We start from the raw sequence: 18,844 nt of genomic DNA, 5'->3' as shown, positions 1-18,844 counted from the left end.
GGTATGGCCGATGGCTGGGGTTTCGGCTATTCTTCAGCCCGGAGCAGCGTGAAACAGCTGGTGCGGCCGGTTTTGGCCGTCAGGATCAGCCCTTGATGCGCTTCGGCCACCGGTTCCCGGGGACTGTGTTCAGCAATGGCCACTCCGCCAGGCAGCAGCAACCGGCGCTGATAGATCAGGTCCAGACAGGGATTGAGCAGATCCTTGGCATAGGGGGGGTCCAGAAAGATAACGTCCCAACTGTCTTTGGTGCCCTTCAGAAAAGCCTCGGCGCGTTTGCGCCAGACGTGGCAATCAGCTCCGCAACCCAACAGGGCCACATTTTTGAGGATCACCGCCACCGCCGGGGTGGCAAATTCCACCAGATCCGCCCAAATCGCGCCCCGTGACAGGGCTTCCAGACCATAGGAGCCGGTTCCGGCAAAGAGGTCAAGCACCTTTTTCCCCTCCAGGTCCGGGTACACGCTGAAAATCATGGCCCGGTTGTAAGCGGTGGTGGGCCGGGTGGTTTTGCCTTCCACGGAAAAGAGATTGCGGCCTTTGTATTTGCCGGTGATCACGCGCATGCTGGCCTCAGGGGCGAAGTTTCTTGGGGCGGCCGCGCGGAAACTTGAGCGGGATCTCCATTTGCACAGGCTTGGCCTCAAAATGCGGACAGGAAACCACGGTAACGCTCTGGGCCTGTTTGCATTTTTTCCGGCAGCGCTGGCACAGCTTGTTGTATTTGGGTTCAGCTTTGGCCGGCATCAGGATCTGTCTTTGGGTCCCTGCATCTCCAGGATCACGGCCACCAGATCGCTAAGCCGGACGTCGGTGAGCCTCTGATCTTTGTCAAATCTGCTCAGCAGCGCCATCAGCAGATCCTTCACCGTGAATTCCCGGGCGTCGGGAACCGCCTCGGCCAGGTTCAACTGGGTCTGCTGCTCGATCTCCTGCAGGATCTGCGCCAGAGCGTCCGTCTCGAACTCATCCCCGTCCATCCAGTCCTCGTCTTCCTCAATATAGATGTCCGCGCCCAAAGAGCCTTCATTCAGCTTTTCCCGGGCCCGGGCCAAATTTTCGAACCCCTGGTGGTCCAGGATTCTCAGATAGGCCAGCTCCTCCGGAGTGAAAAGTTTCTCGATGCGGGGGTCATAGCGGCTCGCGGGATCGTTCAGAATGCGCTGGTGCAGCGCTTCGATGCTTTCCCGCACGGCCGCCGAAGAATCGGTCTGGCTGATCATTTCATAGGCGGACAGGGCGTCAAAAAACTGGTTCTGCTCTTCAAAAAGCTTTGCCAGAGTGATGGTTGGCGCCCAGCCTGAGCTGTTGTTCTTCATGTGAACTCCCTTGTTGAATCATCGGCTCCAATCTGGCTGGTGCCGCTTTTGTGTCAATGAAAACCTTTGGCGGAACCGAAGCCAAAAAAACGTCCCCAACCCACATTCTGCCGCAGCGGTTTCACGCTATCGGACCCGCAGCCCTTCTCCGCAGCGGAGGCAGGCCGCGGCCAAGGATCACTTCAGAAAAGTGCCTTTCTCCAATTCGCGGAAGGCGGTTTCGATCTCCTCGCGGGTGTTCATCACGATGGATCCGCGCCAGGAGATGGATTCGTTTAGCGGTTTGCCGCGCAGGAAGAGCATGCGGAAACCGGCTCCGGAGGCATTGATCTCCACCTCGTCACCGTCGTCCAGCAGGGCGGTCTGGCGGTTTCGCACCGGCTGTTCGCCGATGCTGGCCTCGCCTTCGTACGCATAGAGGAAACAGGTTTCGCCGCTGGGAGCGGGCAGCACCAGCTGGGTGCTGGGCGGGACGTACACATCCCAGTACTGGGGCTCGATGATGATGTCGCGCGTGGGGCCGTTCACGCCTTCATAGGTGCCGCAGATCACCTTCACTTCGGCGCCGGAGGCTGTTTTCACCAGGGGTATGTCCGCCGCCTTGATGTCGCGGTAGCGGGGCGGCATCATCTTTTTTGTCTTGGGCAGGTTGGTCCAGAGCTGAAACCCATACATCCGGCCCAGGGAATTCGGTTTGGGCATTTCCTGATGAATGACGCCCTTACCGGCGGTCATCCACTGCACGTCGCCTTTGCCGATCACGCCACTGTTGCCCATGCTGTCGGAGTGTTCGGCGCTGCCTTCCAGCATGTAGGTGATGGTCTCGATGCCCCGGTGCGGATGCCAGGGAAAGCCCGGCAAATAGTTGCGGGTGTCGTCGTTGCGAAAGTCGTCCAGCATCAAAAAGGGATCGAACAGGCGTTCGTCGCCAAAGCCGAAGGCCCGGAAGAGGTGTACTCCCGCGCCGTCGATACTGGGCCTGGCATTTTTTATCAATCTGATCTTGCGCATCTGGGTTTGCTCCTTGCATGGCTTGCTGCCTGGGAAAAATACCTGCCCGGCAGGCGCCCTGGCTGTTAAACAATCTATCCCGAACCGGGCCAAAGGCAACAGTTTCGGCTCAGCTGGTCTTCTGGTGGGGCCGGAATTGATTTGGAAAAGCGGCACCAAGGCAGGGGGCTGGAGGAAGAAAGCCCTTTCCGGGCAGATAAAAAAACCGTGGGGATCGCCGGGCGGCGTCCCCACGGACTCGGAGGGCATTCTATGTAGGGTCTGTGGTTGCAATATTCAGAGGGAGGTGTTTTTTGTCAAGCTAAATCTTCCCTATTTTTGGTTCAACCGGCTGGGGGAGTTGTGGATAATATGCTCTAACCTCCTGTTTGTCAGGAGATTAAATCTCCAGGTTGCGAAATTGAAAAATATTAAGGGAACGGATAATCTGGTGGCGCGCCTCGGCTCAAACGTCAACCGGTTTTCCCCGGCCCAGCCAGCGGGAGTAAAATTTCGCCTGGGCCGGATCGCCCATTTCCGTGTACAAAGCCTGTAGCAGTTCCACCACGACCAGGGTTTTGGGATGCAGTTCCCCAAAGGGTCCGAGGATGTTTTCCAGGGCTTTGAGAAAGAGCGTTTCAGCCTGCCCGAAGTTTTTCAAGGCGAGATGCACTTTGGCCAGATTGCTAAGATAGATGGCCGTCACCGGATGGTCGGGACCATGGTTCTTGCGCGTGATCTCCACCGCCCGTTCCAGCAGCGGGAGCGCTTCTTCCAGCCGTCCCAGTTGGTAATAAACCCCGCCCAGGTTGCCGCATAAGGTGCCGGTGAAGAAATGCTCCGGAGAGTAGTTTTTTTCCATGATTTCCAGGGCTTCCAAAAATAGTTTTTCGGCTTGGTCAAACTGCTTCCGAATTCCGTGCATGTGCCCCAGGTTGTTTATCCTGTCCGCCACATTGGAGCTCACAGGGTTCATTTCCCGCTCCATGGCCAGGGAGCGCCGCAGCAGTTTTTCGCCCTCGGCAAAGCGCCCGGTGTCTTTATAGAAGCGGCCGAGGTTGTTCAGATAGGGACTGAGGGCGGGGGATCCTTCGCCGTGGATGCGGCGCGCCAGGCGCCTCACTTCCAGATAGAGCGGTTCCGCTTCCTTATGGCGCAGCATGTAGTGGTAAAGCAGGGCCAGATGGAAGGTGTACTCGCAGTGGTTGGCGCTGGTTTTGCCTTCCGCGGCGGCGCTGAGGGCGACCGCCCTGGAGTAGAGCGTTTCGGCGCGATCCAGAAAACTGCTGTCCCAGGCGTGGTCCGCGGCGCGGTCGTAGTAGGCGGCGGCTTTGGCCCGATGGCCCGCTTTTTCATAGTGCTGAGCGATCTCGGCGGCATGTTCGTCCAGTTCCAGTTCAAACACATATTCCATGGCCTGGGCGGCGCTGAGATGCAGGCGGGGCAGTTCTTTGCCCTGGATGCGGGCGTAGGCGGCTTCTTGGATGAGAACGTGGGAAAAGATGTACAGAACCTCGCCGAGGTCCTGCCAGATGTGGTTTTGGGCGCCTCCGGCCAATTCCCGACGCGGGTCGGAATTCAGCATCCGCGACAACACCCGGACATTGAAGCGCATGCCCAGAACGCTGGCGTTGAAAAGGCAGGCGCGGGTTTTGGCGGCCAGGCGATCGATGCGCAGCAGCAGAATGTCGGTCAGGCCATATTTTTCCCAATCCTCCGGCAGGTCCAGTTCGCCCCGCGCGTTCACCAACCCCAGTTCCAGGCACAGGGCGATCACCTGTTCCACCAGGAAGGGATTGCCGTCAGATTTCTGGTTGATTATCTCAACGGTGGCGGGAGGCAGCGCTTCCACCCCCAGCAAGGTTTTGTGCAGGTCCAGGGTGTCCTGTCGGTTCAGCGGGCCAAGGTCCAGCCTGTGGGAAGTGAAGTTTTCGGCCCGCAGCTCGGGGACGGAGCCATCCTCCAGATAGCGGGACGTGGCCATAATGCAGGTGCGTCTGATGCCTGCCTGGCCCAGGCGTTCAAAGATCTCCCGGGAGTGGCCGTCGATCCACTGCAGGTCATCGATCTGGATGAGCAGCGGCTGGCGGGAGGCTGCTTCACGCAGCACCAGCGCGCAGGAGTCCATGATCCTGGCCACACGCAGTTCCGGTGGCGTCAGTTCCAGCTCCGAACCCGGCCAATGCAGGCCCAACAGATTGCCTATGAACGCTTTGTGACTCCGCAGATCCGTGTCTTTCCCGGCCCAGTTTTGCCAGAGGGCGCTGAATTCCTCCCCGGCCCTGGCGGGATCTTCGCTGATGGGAAAGAGCTGCTTCAACAGCTGGCTCAGCAGATCCAGCGGGGGCTGATCCGGATCGCACCACAGCTTGAAAACATTGACGGCATCATTCTTCAGGGAAGCGATCAATTCTTCGGAAAGCCGGGTTTTGCCTATTCCCGGGGTTCCGCAGATGTGGACGCACAGGTTGTTTCCACATTTCAGGCTCTGCCGGATGAGGGTCTTCAAATCAGCCAGTTCTTTTTTCCGGCCCACAAAGATGCCTCTGGTCTTGACAGGAGTGGGCATGCCGGCAAGTTTGAAAACTTGGGGGTCACCGGATTTACGCGAACGACCGGACTTCGCCAGAGGCAGGAAATTGAACTGATCGCTCAATTCCGCCTGGATCTGTTGGTCGGTGATCGTTTCACCTGGCTGAGTCATCGCGCACAACTTCCGCGCCTGCTCTTCCACCGCTCCAAAAACAGCGTAACGGCTGAAATCCTCTCCCCCCACTTTTCCCGCAAACACCTTCCCCACAGCGATCCCGTGCCTGATGGCGGGGTATTTTTTGCTGGCTTCCAGTGCCACGCGGCAGGAGTTGTAAGTCGCTTTGCTGTCTATGCGGGGCACACCGAACCAGGCTATGGCGGTATATTCGTTGCCGCTTCTGTGAACGCCGCGCACGAAAGCGCCGAAGGTGATGGCGAGCAGTTCCATATCCTGGATCAGTTGGTCCACGGCGGAGGGATCATCCCACCTGAGTTTGATCTGGCAGCAAGCCACTTGGCGGAAATCTGTTCCGGGACCCCAGTCGCGGAAGCGGGGATGCTCGAACTTGCTCAGAAGGGCGAGGTTCTCATCTGAAATCAATTTGGGCTGGTCAGCGGATTTCGGCTTGATCCCTCGAACCGGGTTTCCTCTGCAGTCCAGCAGACCCGCCGCGCCCAGTTTGGCTGAGGCCGCGGGCGTAAGCAGCAATTGTTTTCGCCCTCGCGGAAGCAGCTCCAGAGCGTCCACTTCCCGGCCAGAAAATGTGTATTCATGCTGCAACTGATTGGAAAATATCTGCCAATCCACGCGGCCGCAACCGACCAGCAGCTTGATCCGGGGTACCGGTCCACCCAGCTTTTCGCGCTTGAGGGTGGTCTGCCTGAACGTGGATCTGATGAACTCCAGCGCCGCCACCGTCTCCCGCGGCCTGGCCTGGGGAAACAGCGCCCACAGTGAATCTCCCTGCCATCTGGCGATCAGGCCGCCCCGCCGCTCAACTTCCTCCAGCGGCTCCATCCAAAGTTCGTCCAGCCACCGGGCTAAATCCTTCGCGCCCTTTTTGCCTCTGGCCTTAAAACCAGCGGTCAACTGCCCGAGATTGGCCAGTTCGCAAACCAGGATATAGGCATACAACCGCCCGCGCAGTTTCCCGCGCCGCAGCTTGGCGATGATGAAGGGCGGAATGTATTTCATGATCTATTTGCTCGTGGCACCTTATGTCTGCGCTTCCCGAAAATATCTCACGTCCAGCGCCTGCGTCCAACCTTTATCACAAACCTGCAGGCGTCAAGGAAATTTTTGCTTGACGGTCCACAGCCGCCTGCTAGGGATGAAACAATCCATCAGGGTTCAAACCAAAGGAGGTTTCATGCGCCTGACCCTTGTTCTCTGCGCCGCGTTGCTGCTGGCGGGGTGCGTCTTCACCGAATCCGTGTTCACCGTCAACAAGGATAATTCCGTGGATTTTAGCTTCATTACCAAAGTGACCAAAGAGTACTATGCTGATGACCATATTGCAACTGTCAAAGAGGACTCGGTCAGATTTGCCAAATATGGCTTGGTAACAACTGCCTATGAGGATGAGCAGACAAAGGGCTCCAAATCCGAAAAACATTTCGCCCGGATATCAGATTTAAATGAGTTTCCCTTGCTCGCGGACACCACCAAAGCTCCTCTGCCGTCTGTGGTGAGGGAGGAAAAGACCACCGGCCACAGCTTGTTTACCATATCCTATAAACCCGATGTGTTCAAAGTTTGGAGAGCTGGCGACAACGCGCCGCAAGATGAAAAGGATGTGATGCTGGCGAATGCAGTGGAAAACAAGGTCACCTGGAAAGTCCCGTTCGAGGTGGTGAGCACCAACGCCAAGGTCCGGAACGACACCCTGGGAGTTTACAGTTGGGAATTCGAAGGCGCCGAGGGCGATTCAATCTATCTGCAATACAAAGTCCCCAGCCCCGCTGCGGCCGCGGCGAAAAAGCTCGGTTCCCTGCTCTGGGTGCTCCCTCTGCTTGCCGGGTTGGGCGTTGCCCTCTATTTCCTGCTGCGTAAAAAGAAACCGCAGCCCCAGGCTGTGGATCAGGCACCGCCGGAAGCAGACTGGCCACCCGAGCAAAAATCCCTGCAAAGCAGCTGGCCGCCAGAAGAATCCCCCCTTCCTCCGGACGACGGCCAGGAAAAACAGAGCTGAATTAGCACCTAATCCTGCACGGCTCCCAATATCAATACGGTATCAATACGGAATCAATACGGATTTCATCCGTAATGATTCCGTATTGATACCGTATTGATCACCGGAGCGGAAGCCGGATCAGGCGTCCGGATTGCGTGATGACCAGGGTGGGAAGGTCCCCGGTTTCCAGGGTGGCGCAGAAGGAGCGGGAAGTGGCTTCCAGCCGGGGCAGGTGGATCTTTCCCCGGTGGTGAAAAGGAGCCAGGCCCAGTTCAGAAGTGGAGATGGAATAGCTGCCGTGATCCAGCAGGTGTTGTTTTTGGGCGTAATACACCTGGCGCAGGTATTCTTCCGCGGGCAGGATCTCGGGCAGGGAAGGTTCCCAAGCGCGGTCTGGACTGGGGGCGTCCATAAACCAAACCAGGCCCCAGCGTTCCGGATAGTGCATGTTGATGAGGCCCTGAGGGCTCCAAACCCAGTTGAATTCAGGAATTCCGGCCACTTTGCGATAGTTGCCCTCCGCCACTTCAGTGGTCCACTGCACCCGCGAGATATTGATCCGCCAGTAGTCGCCTGAGCGCGGCGGGCAGGACGTTCCAGCCAATTCAGCCACAGCCTGCCAGGGCAGGAAGATCTCCAAGTTCCAGGCTGTGTCGAGGTCCGAAGGATCGTTCAGGGTGCCCTCGAGGCCGACCGCGGTTTTGGCGCCGTGGGCTTCCCAGCCGTTTAGGGAGCTGTGTTCGTCGCGGTAGGGCTGCACCAGAAAGAGGTCCCAAAGCGTGTTCAGGGCGTTGATCTCCAGCTCGAAGTAGTGGTGGGTGTCGCCGTTCGGATCGAGGAAAACCTCGAAGTCGTTGTCCCAAAAGATCACGGCGTCGTGCTCGGTGAGGGTGGCCCAGAGCTGCGGTTCCTCCAGCCTGGCGGCGATGTAGAGGCCCTCGCCGTCCCAGAGCATTTTAAACCTGGTATCCAAGTGGGGAGAGGGTTTTAGGCTGCCCTCAATATCGGTGAAGCTGGCGCTCCAAGGGGCGGCGGACCAGGCGGGGTCATCGATCCAGCCATCGATGCGCGGGGTTTCAGGGGCTGGAAAACAGGGATAGGAAAGCGGAGCGAAGGGCAGGCCCGGAACGGGAAAAGTCTCCGCGAACAGGGTTCCGCAGAGCGTTAACAACAATGCGGCAAGTGTTTTAGGGCGCATGGACGGCCTCCAAAAGTTTTTCAACGTTGGTGGTGGCGAGGCAGACGCAGGTATCGGCCGCGCCGTAATAAACGTATATATCGGAGCTTGGGTCCACAAAACCGCGGCTGTCGGTTTGCAGTGCCAGGGCGGCGGTGGGGAAAACCACGTTGGGCACCTGGCCGCAGAGTTCATGGCTTTCGCGGGGTTCCAGAACATTGTATCTACCCCTCGCGAGGGTGAGCCAGGGTCGCTTGAGATCATGCAGGGAAACGCCTGCCTGATAGATATTTGCGGCTCCGAAATGGGTGGCCACGCCGTGATAGAGGTGCAGCCAACCCTGCGCGGTTTTCAGCGGCGGCGGACCGGAACCGACCAGTTCATCCCAAAAGTGGGGCCGGCCGGAAAACACCTCCTCTTGGGCAGACCAGTTCAGCAGGTCTTCCGATGAGGAGCAGACTATGCGGGACCCGGTTTTAACTCCGTCGGCCATCATCGTGGTGTTGGGGCGTTCGAACCTCAGATAGCGCCCGCCTATCCGCTCCGGGAAGAGGACGCCGTTGCGGGTGTCGGCAGCCGAAACCAGGCCGCGAAAATCCAAAGCGGCAAAATCCGGAGTGGAAAACCAGCCCAGGCAGCAGCCCTGATCGGTATCCAGGGCGCAGATCACGTGGTAAATACCTTCCAGATGGGTGATGCGGGGATCGTAAACGTGGTAAATCAGGTGGGGACAGGCTTCCAAGCCCAGCAGCGGCAGCGGTTCCCCCTCAACGCGGAATTCCACGCCATTTTCCGACCAGGCTTTCACGAACAAGGTTTCCCGGGCGCGGTTCTGCACCCGCAGCAGGAGGAGGATTTGCCCCTCGAACCAAGTGCCGCCGGGATTGAAGACCGAGGAAACGTCGCGCAGGGCGGGATGGCTGGAAACGATGTCCCGCCTGGTGATCAGCGGATTGCCGGGGTGGCGTTTCATAGCGTGAAATTCAGATCTCTCCAGCGATCCCAGAATTCCCGGACGTCTTCGACGGGTTCGCCATTCCAGAGAATTTCCGCCAGGGGACGAAGGCGATGGGTAACCTTTTCCTTCAGGTCTGCTTTATTGGCCAGATGTTCGGTCCAGACGTTGGCCTGGGCTCCCAGCAGGAGTTCCTTGCGTTGAAAGCTGTAGTCCTGGAACCGGAATTTGAGCACATCGCCCCAAAGGATGATCTGGTCGGTGCCGATGGTTTCGTACTCATTGTTGCGGGCGTCGAAATAGAGCTTGGTGTAGGGGCAGAGGATGTAGCGGTTGCCGTTGTCGTGAGCTTTGCGGGCGGCGTCGATCCCGTCACCGCGCCAGGCCATCACCACTGGATCCTGGCACGGTTGGCCGTCCAGGATCTCGTCCCATCCGATCACCGTTTTGCCCAGGCCCCGCAGGTGCCGGGCGAGGGTTTTCACCAGCCAGCCCTGCAGCTCTTCCTCACCGGCGAGGCCTTGGTTTTTGATCCGGGCCTGGCAGTGGGGGCAGTCTTTCCAACGCTGCTTGGGAGCTTCGTCGCCGCCCAGATGCACATACTGGCCGGGAAAGAGTTCCGCCACTTCGCTGAACAGCTCTTTCAAAAAATCGATCACCTCATCCTTGCCGGCGCAGAGGATGTCTTCGAAAATGCCCCAGACGCAGGGGACCTCGAAATCCCGCGGAACGCAGGCCAGTTCAGGATAGGCGGCCAGTATCGCCATGGCGTGGCCGGGGATGTCGATCTCGGGGATCACCTCGATCCCGCGCAGGGCCGCGTGATCCAGCACCGCCTGCACCTGGCGGCGGGTGTACCAGCCGCCGTGGACGCTGCCGTCAGCCTCTTTGCGCCAGGCGCCGATTTCATGCAGGCGGGGGAATTTCCGGCTTTCGAGGCGCCAGCCCTGGTCATCGGAAAGATGCCAGTGAAACTTGTTCAGCTTGGACCGCGACATCCAGTCCAGATAACGCTGCACGAACCTGAAGTCAAAGAAATGTCGGCTCACGTCCAGATGCAGCCCCCGCCAGGGATAGCTGGGCCAGTCCCGGATCTCCAGGCAGGGCAGGTCGCCGGGTTCGCCAAACTCGTCCTGGACGTAATAATAGGCCAGGTACAGGTGCTGTTTCAGGGTTTGCAACGCGTGGACGAGGCCGCTTGGCGATTCAGCCTGGATCTGGATGTCCAGGGTGTCCACCTTCAGGAAATAATATTCGGGCGGCACTTTCCTGGTGAAGGGGGCGAGGGTGAACCTGACGCTCGTGCTGTGGTCGTCGTCGAGGAAACCCACGCCGATCAGCTTGTGATAGTAAGCGTCGAGGTCCGCCGCGAGAAAGCGGAAGAGCTTCTCAGGCAGCTCCGCGTTGCGCTGGTAATCGATCCTGGAGGTCATCCAGAAGCGCTTTTTGAACACGCGCATTTGTTTTGGACGGGGGATCATGGCAGTTCCTCCAAACGGATGGTTTTCACCTCGAAAGGCCGGAATTCCAGGCTGAGCGGATAGTAGGGGTCGAGTTGGATCGGATCCGCTTCCAGCGGTTGCTCCAGCAGGTCGGTAACTCTTGCCTGGGACTGGGTTTGGGCGCAGTAAAGCAGCGCGGTGCCGCTTTGGCCCTTGTATTCGTGGAAGCGCAGGATGATGCCGCCGCCGTCCTCCGCGGGCTTGACCGTATCCAGGTTCACGTGGTCGCTGTCCAAGCGGAACAGGGGCTGCGGCAACTTTTCGGGCAGGGTTTGCAGCGGCACCACGATCAGGCTGTGGGCCAGGCGCTCGGCCTGGCGGAAAACATCGCTGTGTTCGTAATCGCCGCTGTGGGGATAAAAGGCGTAGCTGTAGCTGTGGCTGTGGATATCGGCGGTGGGATCGACGTCGGCGGGGCTGCGCAGGAGGTTCAATTCCATCTGGCCGTCCATGATGCGGTAGCCGAATTTGACGTCGCAGAGCAGCGCGCAGCCGTGATCCGGCTGGGAAAGGTCCGCAAAGCGTTGGGCGGGAACCTCAAACTGGGCTGCCTCGACCGCGCTTTTAGGCTTGCTGCTGCGCTTGATCACGCCGGCCTGGATGCCGTAGCTGGCGATGCCATTGTGCACCGCGGTGAACCAATGCGTGCGCAGCATTTTGTGCTTTTCCTGCCAGGCGATCTCGTGGCTGACGCGCAGCAGGCGGTCATCACAGCGCAATTCGATGGTCTGGCGCAGGCTGGATTTGCCGATGCGGATATCCTGCACCACGCGGCTGAACTCCCCTTCCAGCGTGAAACTGAGGGCTTGGTTTAAAGTTGCGCCGCCGGCTGTTTGGGGTGCCGTGTCGCGATAGAAATGATTGATGTCCCAGGCGCCCCAGTTGTTGGGCTCGTCTTCCCAGAGCAGGAGCAGGTTGGATTCCGAAATCAGCAGTTCGCGCTCCAGTTCTTTATCCCAGATGGATCTGATGCCGCCGGTCTCGGTCAATTCCGCCTTGAGAAAGCGGTTCTCCAGGGTCAGGGAAGCTGTACTGGCCTCGGTTTTGGGCAGATAGCCGTTTGGGGAGAATTGCAGCAGCAGGCAACCCCAGGCCGGTACCCGGATCCTGGCCAACAGGGCGTTTTCCGTTTCCAGAGAGGCCAGTTCGGTGCTGTATTCATTCAGCGGCACCAGGCCCTGGAGTTCTTGGGGGAAGGCGTGCCATTCATCCAGTTCCTGGTTGGAAGGGTTGAACACCAGATAACTGGCTTCCTGGCAAGGTGTTCCGCTATCCGCAAGCTCGCGCGCCGTAGCGGCCAGGTAGTCCTTCAGCTGCGCGTGATTGGCGGCGCTGATGGTGTGGGCATCCTCGTAAACCGGCGTGATCGAAGAACCGGGGATGATGTCGTGGAATTGCAGCAGCAGGGTGTCCTGCCAGATTCGCCGCAGCGGTTCCGGATAGGCATGTCCGGCCAGCACGGCCATGAACTCAGCCGCGGCCAGGAGCTTCTCGCTGCCGCGGTTATCCTGTTTCATGCGGGCCTGGGTGGTGTAGGTGCCGCGGTGAAATTCCAGATAGAGCTCGCCATAGGCCACCGGCAGCTGGCTGGGATCCAGCCCGGAGAGGTGGGCGAAGAAATCCGCCGAGCTGGCGCTGCGGAATTTGCTCACGCCCTCGAGGCTTTGCTGGCGCAGGCCATATTCGATGTGGTCGCGGGTGGGCCCGCCGCCGCCGTCGCCAATCCCGTAGAGGTTCAGAAAGGCGTCGCAGAGCTCGCTCTGGGCATAGCGTTTTTCCGTTTCCAGAAAAGAGGAGGGGTTGTTCGAGAAGTTGTAATCGTTGGTGGGAAGCTGATGCGCCAGCACCCGCGAACCGTCGATCCCCTCCCAAACGAAGAGGTGGTGGGGAAAGGTGTTGGTCTCGTTCCAGCTTAGTTTCTGGGTGATGAACCAATCCACGCCGCAACCTTTGAGGAACTGGGGCAGATTGCCGGAAAAGCCGAAGCAGTCGGGCAGCCACAAAACGCGGGGGGCCTGGCCGAACTCGCTCTCGAAGAAGCGTTTGCCATACATGAACTGGCGGATTATCGATTCCGCGGAGATGAGATTGGTGTCAAACTCCACCCAGGAAGCGCCCTGGATCTCCCAGCGGCCTTCTTTCACCCGCTCCTTGACCTGAGCGTAAAGGGCGGGATGGTCTGCTTTGATCCACTGGTACAGCTGGGCCTGGGAAGCGCCGAATACGTAGCTGGGATATTGCTCCAGCAGCCTCAGCGCGTTGGCGAAGGTGCGGGCACCCTTGCGCCGGGTTTCTCTCAGTGGCCACAGCCAGGCCAGATCGAGATGCGCGTGCCCCACGCTGAAGGCGGTGAGCGCGCTGGCATGGGCGGGCGCGGACAGCAGGTCGCCCAGGATGGCATTCACCCTCTCCTGATCGCTGTTCCAGGCATTGCAAACCTGGTCCAGGCCAAAGATCAGACGCTGGCGGCGGACAGTTTTTTCGGGCAATGCTTCCGCCAGATCCAGCAGCAGGGCGATGTCCAGCAAGCTTTGATACAGAGGCTCATCAAAGGTAACAAGGGCGCACTCGCGCAGGCGGTATTCCTCTTTCTGCGCGCCGAAGAGGTCGTTGGCGGAGGCGTCGATCAGCAGGCTGAGATCCTCTCCGGGCTTGCGGATGGAGGCCAGGGGCAGCAGATTCTTGGCGGCCTTGTGATACCAGTCCACCTTGGGCGTGAAACCCTGGTATGGAACTCCATCCAGCAGCAAGCAGGCCTCGCCGTCGCAGTCGAAGAGCAGCCTGTAATCCTGGCCCGCAAAGCTTTCCGGTATCCTGCCGCTGATCCGGAACCAGCCGGTCTGCCAAGGCTTGCCCCAGACAGCGTTGAGCGCCAGGGGCTGAAAATCCCCGCCGGTGGCGGAAAATCCGGCCTCGAGGGGCAGCTTGTCCTTGATCAGAAGCGGTTTCTGCCGCTCCAGCAGGCGTTTGATCCGGGTGAGGTGGATCTTTTCGTTGTGCATCTGAAACCTCTTTATTTTTCCATCGGGATCACGATCCCCTTGATGATGATATTCTGGAAGAAGACGAAGACCGCCAAAGTGGGGATGGCGGCGATCACCAGGGCCGCGTAGCCCACCGAGAGGCTGGCCCGCTGCATCAGTTCGTAGATGTGCACCATCAGGGTCCACATGCTTTGGTCCTGGCAAACGATGAAGGCGAAGAGGAAATTGCGGTAGGCGGCGTTGAAGGCTCCGAGGGCGATCACGGCCAGGATGGGTTTGGAAAGATAGAGCGTGAACTGCCAGAAGAGGCGGAATTCCCCGGCCCCGTCGAGGCTGGCGCTTTCATAGAGCTCGCGCGGCAGGCTGTCGAAAAAGCCTTTTAGCAGGAAGATGAAATATCCGTCCGCGGCGGCGGGAAGCACCAGCGCCCAAAAGGTGTTGAGCAGGTTCAAACGCTTTAGCATCAGGAAGTTCGGAATGCCCATCACCATCGCCGGGAAAGCCATGGTGAGCATGAACAGCAGGATGATCTGATAGCTGAGCCGGGGCTTGAAGCGGCTGAGGGCGTAGGCCGCGAGGGGATTGACGGTAACGGCCAGCAGGATGGCCAGCAGGGTATAGATGGCAGTGTTGCGCAGGGAGCGGGCGTCGTTGAACATCTGGTCCAGCACCATGGCGTAATTGCGGGTGAGAAACTCCCTTTTGATCTCGCTTTTGTGCTTCAGGAAGGTTTGCGCCTCGATCTGCCGGACGGGTAGCGGGATATCCTCAAAGCTTGTCGGGACCAGATGCCAGGCGCGGTTCAAGCTATCTGTGGCAGCGTATCTTGCCCGCAAAAATTCCCGCCAGGTCTGCACCGCTTCCTTTGCGGGCGAAAACTTCAACTGATGGGGAGTGGAACGCTGGGCCACAAATTCCCGCCAAAGCTCTGCCGGGTGGGGATCGCGGGGCAGGCGGGGACTGGGATAGATATCTTCTTCGGATCTGTAATTGCTTCCCAAATATTGGTTTACCTTCCCCAAATCCAGTTTACCGCCCTGCCCGGGGAAACGCTGCGCAAGCAAAAGCAGCCACTCGCTTTGAGCGCTGGGCAGCAATTCCAGCCAGCTTTGGCCCGGGCCCTGGGCAAATTCCAGCCAGTCGCTTTGCCAGGCTAGATTATCCGTCGGAGTGGTGGCCGGGAGCGGAATCTCCTCCCAGCGGTCAAAACCCTGCTCCCAGGAGGCGTTAAGGGCCGCCACGTTCGTGTATTTTTCCCGCAGCCAGGCCCGGAATTCGTTGCCCAGGTTGCGCACCCGCAGATGTTCCGGCGCGGTGGCGTTTTCCACGAACCAGGTGAGGTCCTCCACCATGGCGCCGCTGTCCGGGATCTGCCTGGGGACGCGCACCGCGCTAAAATCCGCATAGCTTGTGTGCCAGGTGGAGTTGAGCAGCGAGATGCTGGCGTATTTTTCCCGCAGCATGGCTTGAAAGGCGGGGTCTGCAGAGGCATCAAGGCTGATGTGATGGATGTTCAGGGCTTCCCGCACATAGTGTAGCCAGGCGGGTCGCAGAGGATCTCCCTCCGCGGGGCAGAACTCGCTCAAAACCACTTCCTGCCAAGAGTTCAGCTCCAAACCGCTGGCGGCGTTGAAGGCGGCCAGATCGCCGCCGTAAGCGGGGGCCAGCTCCATCTGCACAAAGGCGCCGTCGAGGTTCACATGGTTGCGGTGGCGCTCTCCGACGTCTTTCTTGAAAGCCTGGAAACGGCCCAGATAGCCGTCGTTCACGCTCACGTAGTTGCGGCCCAGGATCTCCTTTTCCTCCACCACGATCTGTTCCCAGTTCTGGGCGCCGGTGTTGTAGCGCCGGTTGAAAGCGGTAAGGTCGTTGCCGTTTTCCTGCCGGAGCAGTTTGCGGTAGCGGCGCTGGTTGAGCGGATAGACCCCTCTTCCGTAATGTTCGGCCACGTAGTAATCGTAAACTGACTGCGGCCGGGCAGCCAGGAATTCCTGCCAATCCTTCAGCAGAGAGGGATGCAGCTTCTGAGGCAAACGCGACTCGGCAAAGGAGAGCCAGCGTCCGGCATGGTTGTCCGCCAGACGGCTGCTTTCTTCATTGTAGCGGGATTCCAAGTATTTCTGGAACAGCGCCTCGTCGTTGTGCAGATATTGTGGCAGCAGGCTGAGGCGGCCGCTGTCCACGTTGCTGCGCAGCGAGGCCGAGATCATCAGCAGAAAGGGATAGACCATGGTAATGGCGCCGAGGAGCAGCACCAGGTGGATGCTCAGGTTCAGCGCCCGGACCTTGGTTGAGCGCCGCCCCACTTTGCCAATGATGCTCATGCGGCCTCCCGGTCATCTCTGGCGGTGCGGAACTCCATGCGGGACAGATATTTGATCTGCCAGACGGTGAAGCCCATCAGCAGCAGGCTGAGGATCCAGGCCATCGCCGTGGCCAAGCCAAAACGGAGGTAGAGATAGGCCTTCTCAAAGATCATCAGGTCTGCCACCCGGGTGGCCTCATTCGGGCCGCCAAAGGTCATCACCAGAATGAAATCGCTGCTTTGCGCCGCCACGATGAAGGCGGAGATGAACTGGATGATGATCAGCCCTTTCAGGCTGGGCAGCACGATGTGGCGGAGTTTGGCCCGGAAGCCGGCGCCATCGATGTCCGCGGCCTCATAGAGCTCGTGGGGGATGTTTTTCAGCGCGGCCAGATAGATCAGCGAACCCGGCCCCGCGCCCGCCCAGACGGTGGGCAACACCACGCAGAGCATGGCCAGCGTTTCGTCTTTGATCCACATGCTTTTGGGCAGGCCCAGGGCCAGCAGAAGCTGGTTCAGGATGCCGGCGTCGGAGGGGTCGTAAAGCAGCTTCCAGAGATAGATCACGATCACGCCGCTGATCACCGCGGGCAGATAGTAGATCACCCGGTAGAGCATTTTCCCCCGCGAAACCTCCTGCAGTAAAATGGCCAGGCCCAGCGGCGGCAGGAACCCCAGCCCCAGCAGCAAGGCCATGTAATACAGTGTTTTACCCACAGCCGCCCACCAGGCCGGATCAAACAGCACCGCGGCGAAATTGCCAAAACCGATCCAGGGGCTGGCCCCCACGATATGGTAATCCTGAAAGGCCATCACCGAGCCCGAAACCATGGGCAGATATTTCCAGACCAGAACGGCAAGCACCGCCGGGGCGAGCAGCAACACCACCCAAAAGCGGTGGTTAAATCTCAATTTGGCAGAGCTTTTCGCTTCCGGGGTGAGGAGTTTCCAAACCCGCCAGAGGGTGAAGCAGAAGGCCAGCAGGATCACGCTGGCGATCAGCATCGCCAGCCGTTCCCGAAAGGCTTGGGTCTCGGGCGGGATCCGGCCTATCATTTCCTGGTTGGTGCGCGCTTCACCCTGGCTCAGCACGGACGCGATCTGCTTCCGCCGCTGCTCCTGGTCCTGTGGCAGCCTGCCCTTAAGGTCCCGCGCCACCAGCTCCTCAAGGGGATGTGTCATGTATTCGTACACCTTCTGGCAGTTGTCGCCAAAGGGTTCCGGACGCCCTTCGCGCATGGCGGTCTCGAAGGTTTCCAGCCAGCCAGCGGGCGCGTAGCGCAGATATTCATCATAGCCGTAACGCTTAAGAAACACAGGGTTTTGCATGCGCCCATAGCCGCTGTCCACCATCACCTTCGTGCGGATCCGGCGCGCCTGCTCGGAATCGTAAAAGCGGATGTATTCCCAGGCGGCCTGGCGCACTGCCTCGGGATCGCGGTCGCCCAGGCCGGAGTTGTTGCTGATCCCGGCCCCGGAAAAGATGCCCATCATGCGGCAGTTGATCTCGCTGCCGCCGCGTCCGGAAGGCCCGGCCGGGGCGGGCGCGAAGCCATAGAGGTTCGGATCGTAGGCTCCGCCAAGGTTTTGCTGGGAAAGATAGTCCATCCGCATGCCGATCTTGCCTTCCTGCCAGAGATAGCCCCAATCTCCTTCGCGCAGCGCGAAACCGGTCTGTTCCCGGCCCTGGTTGTCACGCCATTTGGTGGCCACGAGCCGCAGGTAGAATTCCAGAGCCCGAACACCCTCGGGACCGGCAAAAGAAGCCCGCCATTCCTGCATTTGGGGATCGTAGGTGACCGCGTCACCGCCCGCGCCCCACAAGAAAGGCAGCCAATCGTAGGCAGCCTGAGGCCCGGAGGCCAAGACCGTGCCCCAGGCCCCCTGCTCCGGATCGGTAAGCCGGCGCGCGTACGCATAAAACTCGTCCCAGGTGCGGGGAGGTTTGTCCGGGTCCAGCCCTGCCCGGCGAAACACGTCCCTGCGGTACATCAGCACCCGCACCAGCGTCTCGTAGGGCAGCATCCAGGTCTTTTGCGCCTGTTCACCCTTGCGCGCGCGGCGGATCACCTGCCAGACAGGCTTTTCCACCCGCAGAGACAGCGCTTCAGGGTCTTCGGAAGCCAGAAATCCGTCCAGCGGATAGAGGAAATTGTTCTGGATATAGGTGTCGCTCTGGCGGAAATTCACATAGAGGATATCCGGCGCCACCCCTCCGGCGATGGCCATCAGCGGCCCGGCGTCGAGGTCCATGTTTTCGATCTGGATGCCGGAAAAGGCCCTGAGCTCAATGTGGGGGAACCGCTCGCGGAAGGCCTCCACCACCGCCAGATTGGCCCGCGAATAGGCATCCGTTTTGCGGGGATCCGGCAGCTCAAAAACTTTCAGCACCACCCTCTGCGGGGTTTTTGCCCGCGCCAGGGCGGGAGCCGCAATCAGCAGCGCCGCGAGCAGAAGGAAAGCCGAAAATCTTCGCATGATCCTATTTCGCAACCTCATCCGCGGCGCCGCTTCTGTCAAGCACAAAATTGCTGGCATTTCCCCATGTTCGGGCCTGTCTGTCATCATTTGCTGCGCTTCGGTCAGCTCGGCTCTCAGTGAAGATTTGTTGTGGAGGTGTGGCCCGGAGCGTTACAGGTTATGGTGAGGGAGAGTTAGTCCCTGGTAGAAAGACGGAAGGCGGTGGCTTCAGCCACCGTGCTCCGAAACACCGGAGCATGAGAAAGACGATGTCCGGTCGGCTTCAGCCACCGGAACTGGTATCGGCCTGCCCCTAAGCGGTAAAACAAGCCGGTGGTTAAAACCGCCGGAGATCGTATCTCCTTGGCCGCTGATGCCCGGGAACGGTGGCTGAAGCCACCGCCTTCCGTCTTTCACATCAGGGTAAAACGGGGCATCATTCAGAG

The 18,844-nt window shown here is 59.5% G+C and carries 12 protein-coding genes; 1 reads left to right on the top strand and 11 read right to left on the bottom strand.

What is annotated here, in order from left to right; all coding sequences use genetic code 11:
* Positions 1 to 26 precede the first annotated feature (26 nt).
* The 5 genes from rsmD to LHW45_06410 form a co-directional block, all read right to left on the bottom strand.
* Entirely contained in the window at positions 27 to 566 is a 540-nt protein-coding gene (gene rsmD / locus LHW45_06430; protein ID MCB5285209.1) for a 16S rRNA (guanine(966)-N(2))-methyltransferase RsmD, read from the bottom strand.
* A gap of 7 nt (positions 567 to 573) precedes the next feature.
* Positions 574 to 747 (bottom strand): hypothetical protein, encoded by a 174-nt coding sequence (locus LHW45_06425; protein ID MCB5285208.1) that lies wholly within the window; start codon positions 745 to 747, stop codon positions 574 to 576.
* Positions 747 to 1,319, bottom strand: coding sequence for a hypothetical protein (locus LHW45_06420; protein MCB5285207.1), 573 nt, complete (start codon positions 1,317 to 1,319; stop codon positions 747 to 749). The genes LHW45_06425 and LHW45_06420 overlap by 1 nt, the downstream gene beginning before the upstream one ends.
* A 177-nt stretch (positions 1,320 to 1,496) precedes the next feature.
* Positions 1,497 to 2,330: a pirin family protein gene (locus LHW45_06415; protein ID MCB5285206.1), complete on the bottom strand. Its 834-nt coding sequence runs from the start codon at positions 2,328 to 2,330 to the stop codon at positions 1,497 to 1,499.
* Between the two features lie 445 nt (positions 2,331 to 2,775).
* The gene (locus LHW45_06410; protein ID MCB5285205.1) at positions 2,776 to 6,036 is read right to left on the bottom strand and encodes a tetratricopeptide repeat protein; all 3,261 of its coding nucleotides are present in this window, start codon (positions 6,034 to 6,036) and stop codon (positions 2,776 to 2,778) included.
* A 175-nt stretch (positions 6,037 to 6,211) separates the two neighbouring features.
* Here LHW45_06410 and LHW45_06405 point away from each other — a divergent pair, with 175 nt between their 5' ends.
* Positions 6,212 to 7,033, top strand: coding sequence for a hypothetical protein (locus LHW45_06405; protein MCB5285204.1), 822 nt, complete (start codon positions 6,212 to 6,214; stop codon positions 7,031 to 7,033).
* A gap of 100 nt (positions 7,034 to 7,133) precedes the next feature.
* On the opposite strand, the gene LHW45_06400 is transcribed toward LHW45_06405, so the two are convergent.
* Genes LHW45_06400 through LHW45_06375 form a run of 6 tightly spaced genes read right to left on the bottom strand, consistent with a single transcriptional unit; the run spans position 7,134 to position 18,416 of the window.
* Entirely contained in the window at positions 7,134 to 8,213 is a 1,080-nt protein-coding gene (locus LHW45_06400; GenBank protein ID MCB5285203.1) for a carbohydrate-binding family 9-like protein, read from the bottom strand.
* Positions 8,203 to 9,165 carry a glycoside hydrolase family 130 protein gene (locus LHW45_06395; protein ID MCB5285202.1) on the bottom strand — a complete coding sequence of 321 codons (963 nt, stop codon included), beginning with the start codon at positions 9,163 to 9,165 and terminating at the stop codon, positions 8,203 to 8,205. Before LHW45_06395 ends, LHW45_06400 begins: the two co-directional genes overlap by 11 nt.
* The gene (locus LHW45_06390; protein ID MCB5285201.1) at positions 9,162 to 10,628 is read right to left on the bottom strand and encodes a beta-N-acetylhexosaminidase; all 1,467 of its coding nucleotides are present in this window, start codon (positions 10,626 to 10,628) and stop codon (positions 9,162 to 9,164) included. Before LHW45_06390 ends, LHW45_06395 begins: the two co-directional genes overlap by 4 nt.
* A complete protein-coding gene (locus LHW45_06385) occupies positions 10,625 to 13,651 on the bottom strand; it encodes a glycosyl hydrolase-related protein (protein ID MCB5285200.1) in 3,027 nt (1,008 codons plus the stop codon). Before LHW45_06385 ends, LHW45_06390 begins: the two co-directional genes overlap by 4 nt.
* Before the next feature lie 11 nt (positions 13,652 to 13,662).
* The gene (locus LHW45_06380) at positions 13,663 to 15,957 is read right to left on the bottom strand and encodes a beta-galactosidase (GenBank protein MCB5285199.1); all 2,295 of its coding nucleotides are present in this window, start codon (positions 15,955 to 15,957) and stop codon (positions 13,663 to 13,665) included.
* Entirely contained in the window at positions 15,954 to 18,416 is a 2,463-nt protein-coding gene (locus LHW45_06375; protein ID MCB5285198.1) for an extracellular solute-binding protein, read from the bottom strand. Before LHW45_06375 ends, LHW45_06380 begins: the two co-directional genes overlap by 4 nt.
* Positions 18,417 to 18,844: the final 428 nt, after the last annotated feature.

It is taken from the genome of Candidatus Cloacimonadota bacterium (genome assembly GCA_020532085.1).
GTDB lineage: Bacteria > Cloacimonadota > Cloacimonadia > Cloacimonadales > Cloacimonadaceae > Syntrophosphaera.
Note: the sequence above shows the minus strand (reverse complement) of the source record. Positions and strands in the feature narration are given on the sequence as shown.

Bases quoted from the DNA above. Each gene is read 5' to 3' on its own strand.
- LHW45_06375 (MCB5285198.1), bottom strand. From the start codon at position 18,416: ATGCGAAGATTTTCGGCTTTCCTTCTGCTCGCGGCGCTGCTGATTGCG.
- LHW45_06380 (MCB5285199.1), bottom strand. From the start codon at position 15,957: ATGAGCATCATTGGCAAAGTGGGGCGGCGCTCAACCAAGGTCCGGGCG.
- LHW45_06425 (MCB5285208.1), bottom strand. From the start codon at position 747: ATGCCGGCCAAAGCTGAACCCAAATACAACAAGCTGTGCCAGCGCTGC.
- LHW45_06420 (MCB5285207.1), bottom strand. From the start codon at position 1,319: ATGAAGAACAACAGCTCAGGCTGGGCGCCAACCATCACTCTGGCAAAG.
- LHW45_06395 (MCB5285202.1), bottom strand. From the start codon at position 9,165: ATGAAACGCCACCCCGGCAATCCGCTGATCACCAGGCGGGACATCGTT.
- rsmD (MCB5285209.1), bottom strand. From the start codon at position 566: ATGCGCGTGATCACCGGCAAATACAAAGGCCGCAATCTCTTTTCCGTG.
- LHW45_06390 (MCB5285201.1), bottom strand. From the start codon at position 10,628: ATGATCCCCCGTCCAAAACAAATGCGCGTGTTCAAAAAGCGCTTCTGG.
- LHW45_06410 (MCB5285205.1), bottom strand. From the start codon at position 6,036: ATGAAATACATTCCGCCCTTCATCATCGCCAAGCTGCGGCGCGGGAAA.
- LHW45_06400 (MCB5285203.1), bottom strand. From the start codon at position 8,213: ATGCGCCCTAAAACACTTGCCGCATTGTTGTTAACGCTCTGCGGAACC.
- LHW45_06405 (MCB5285204.1), top strand. From the start codon at position 6,212: ATGCGCCTGACCCTTGTTCTCTGCGCCGCGTTGCTGCTGGCGGGGTGC.
- LHW45_06385 (MCB5285200.1), bottom strand. From the start codon at position 13,651: ATGCACAACGAAAAGATCCACCTCACCCGGATCAAACGCCTGCTGGAG.
- LHW45_06415 (MCB5285206.1), bottom strand. From the start codon at position 2,330: ATGCGCAAGATCAGATTGATAAAAAATGCCAGGCCCAGTATCGACGGC.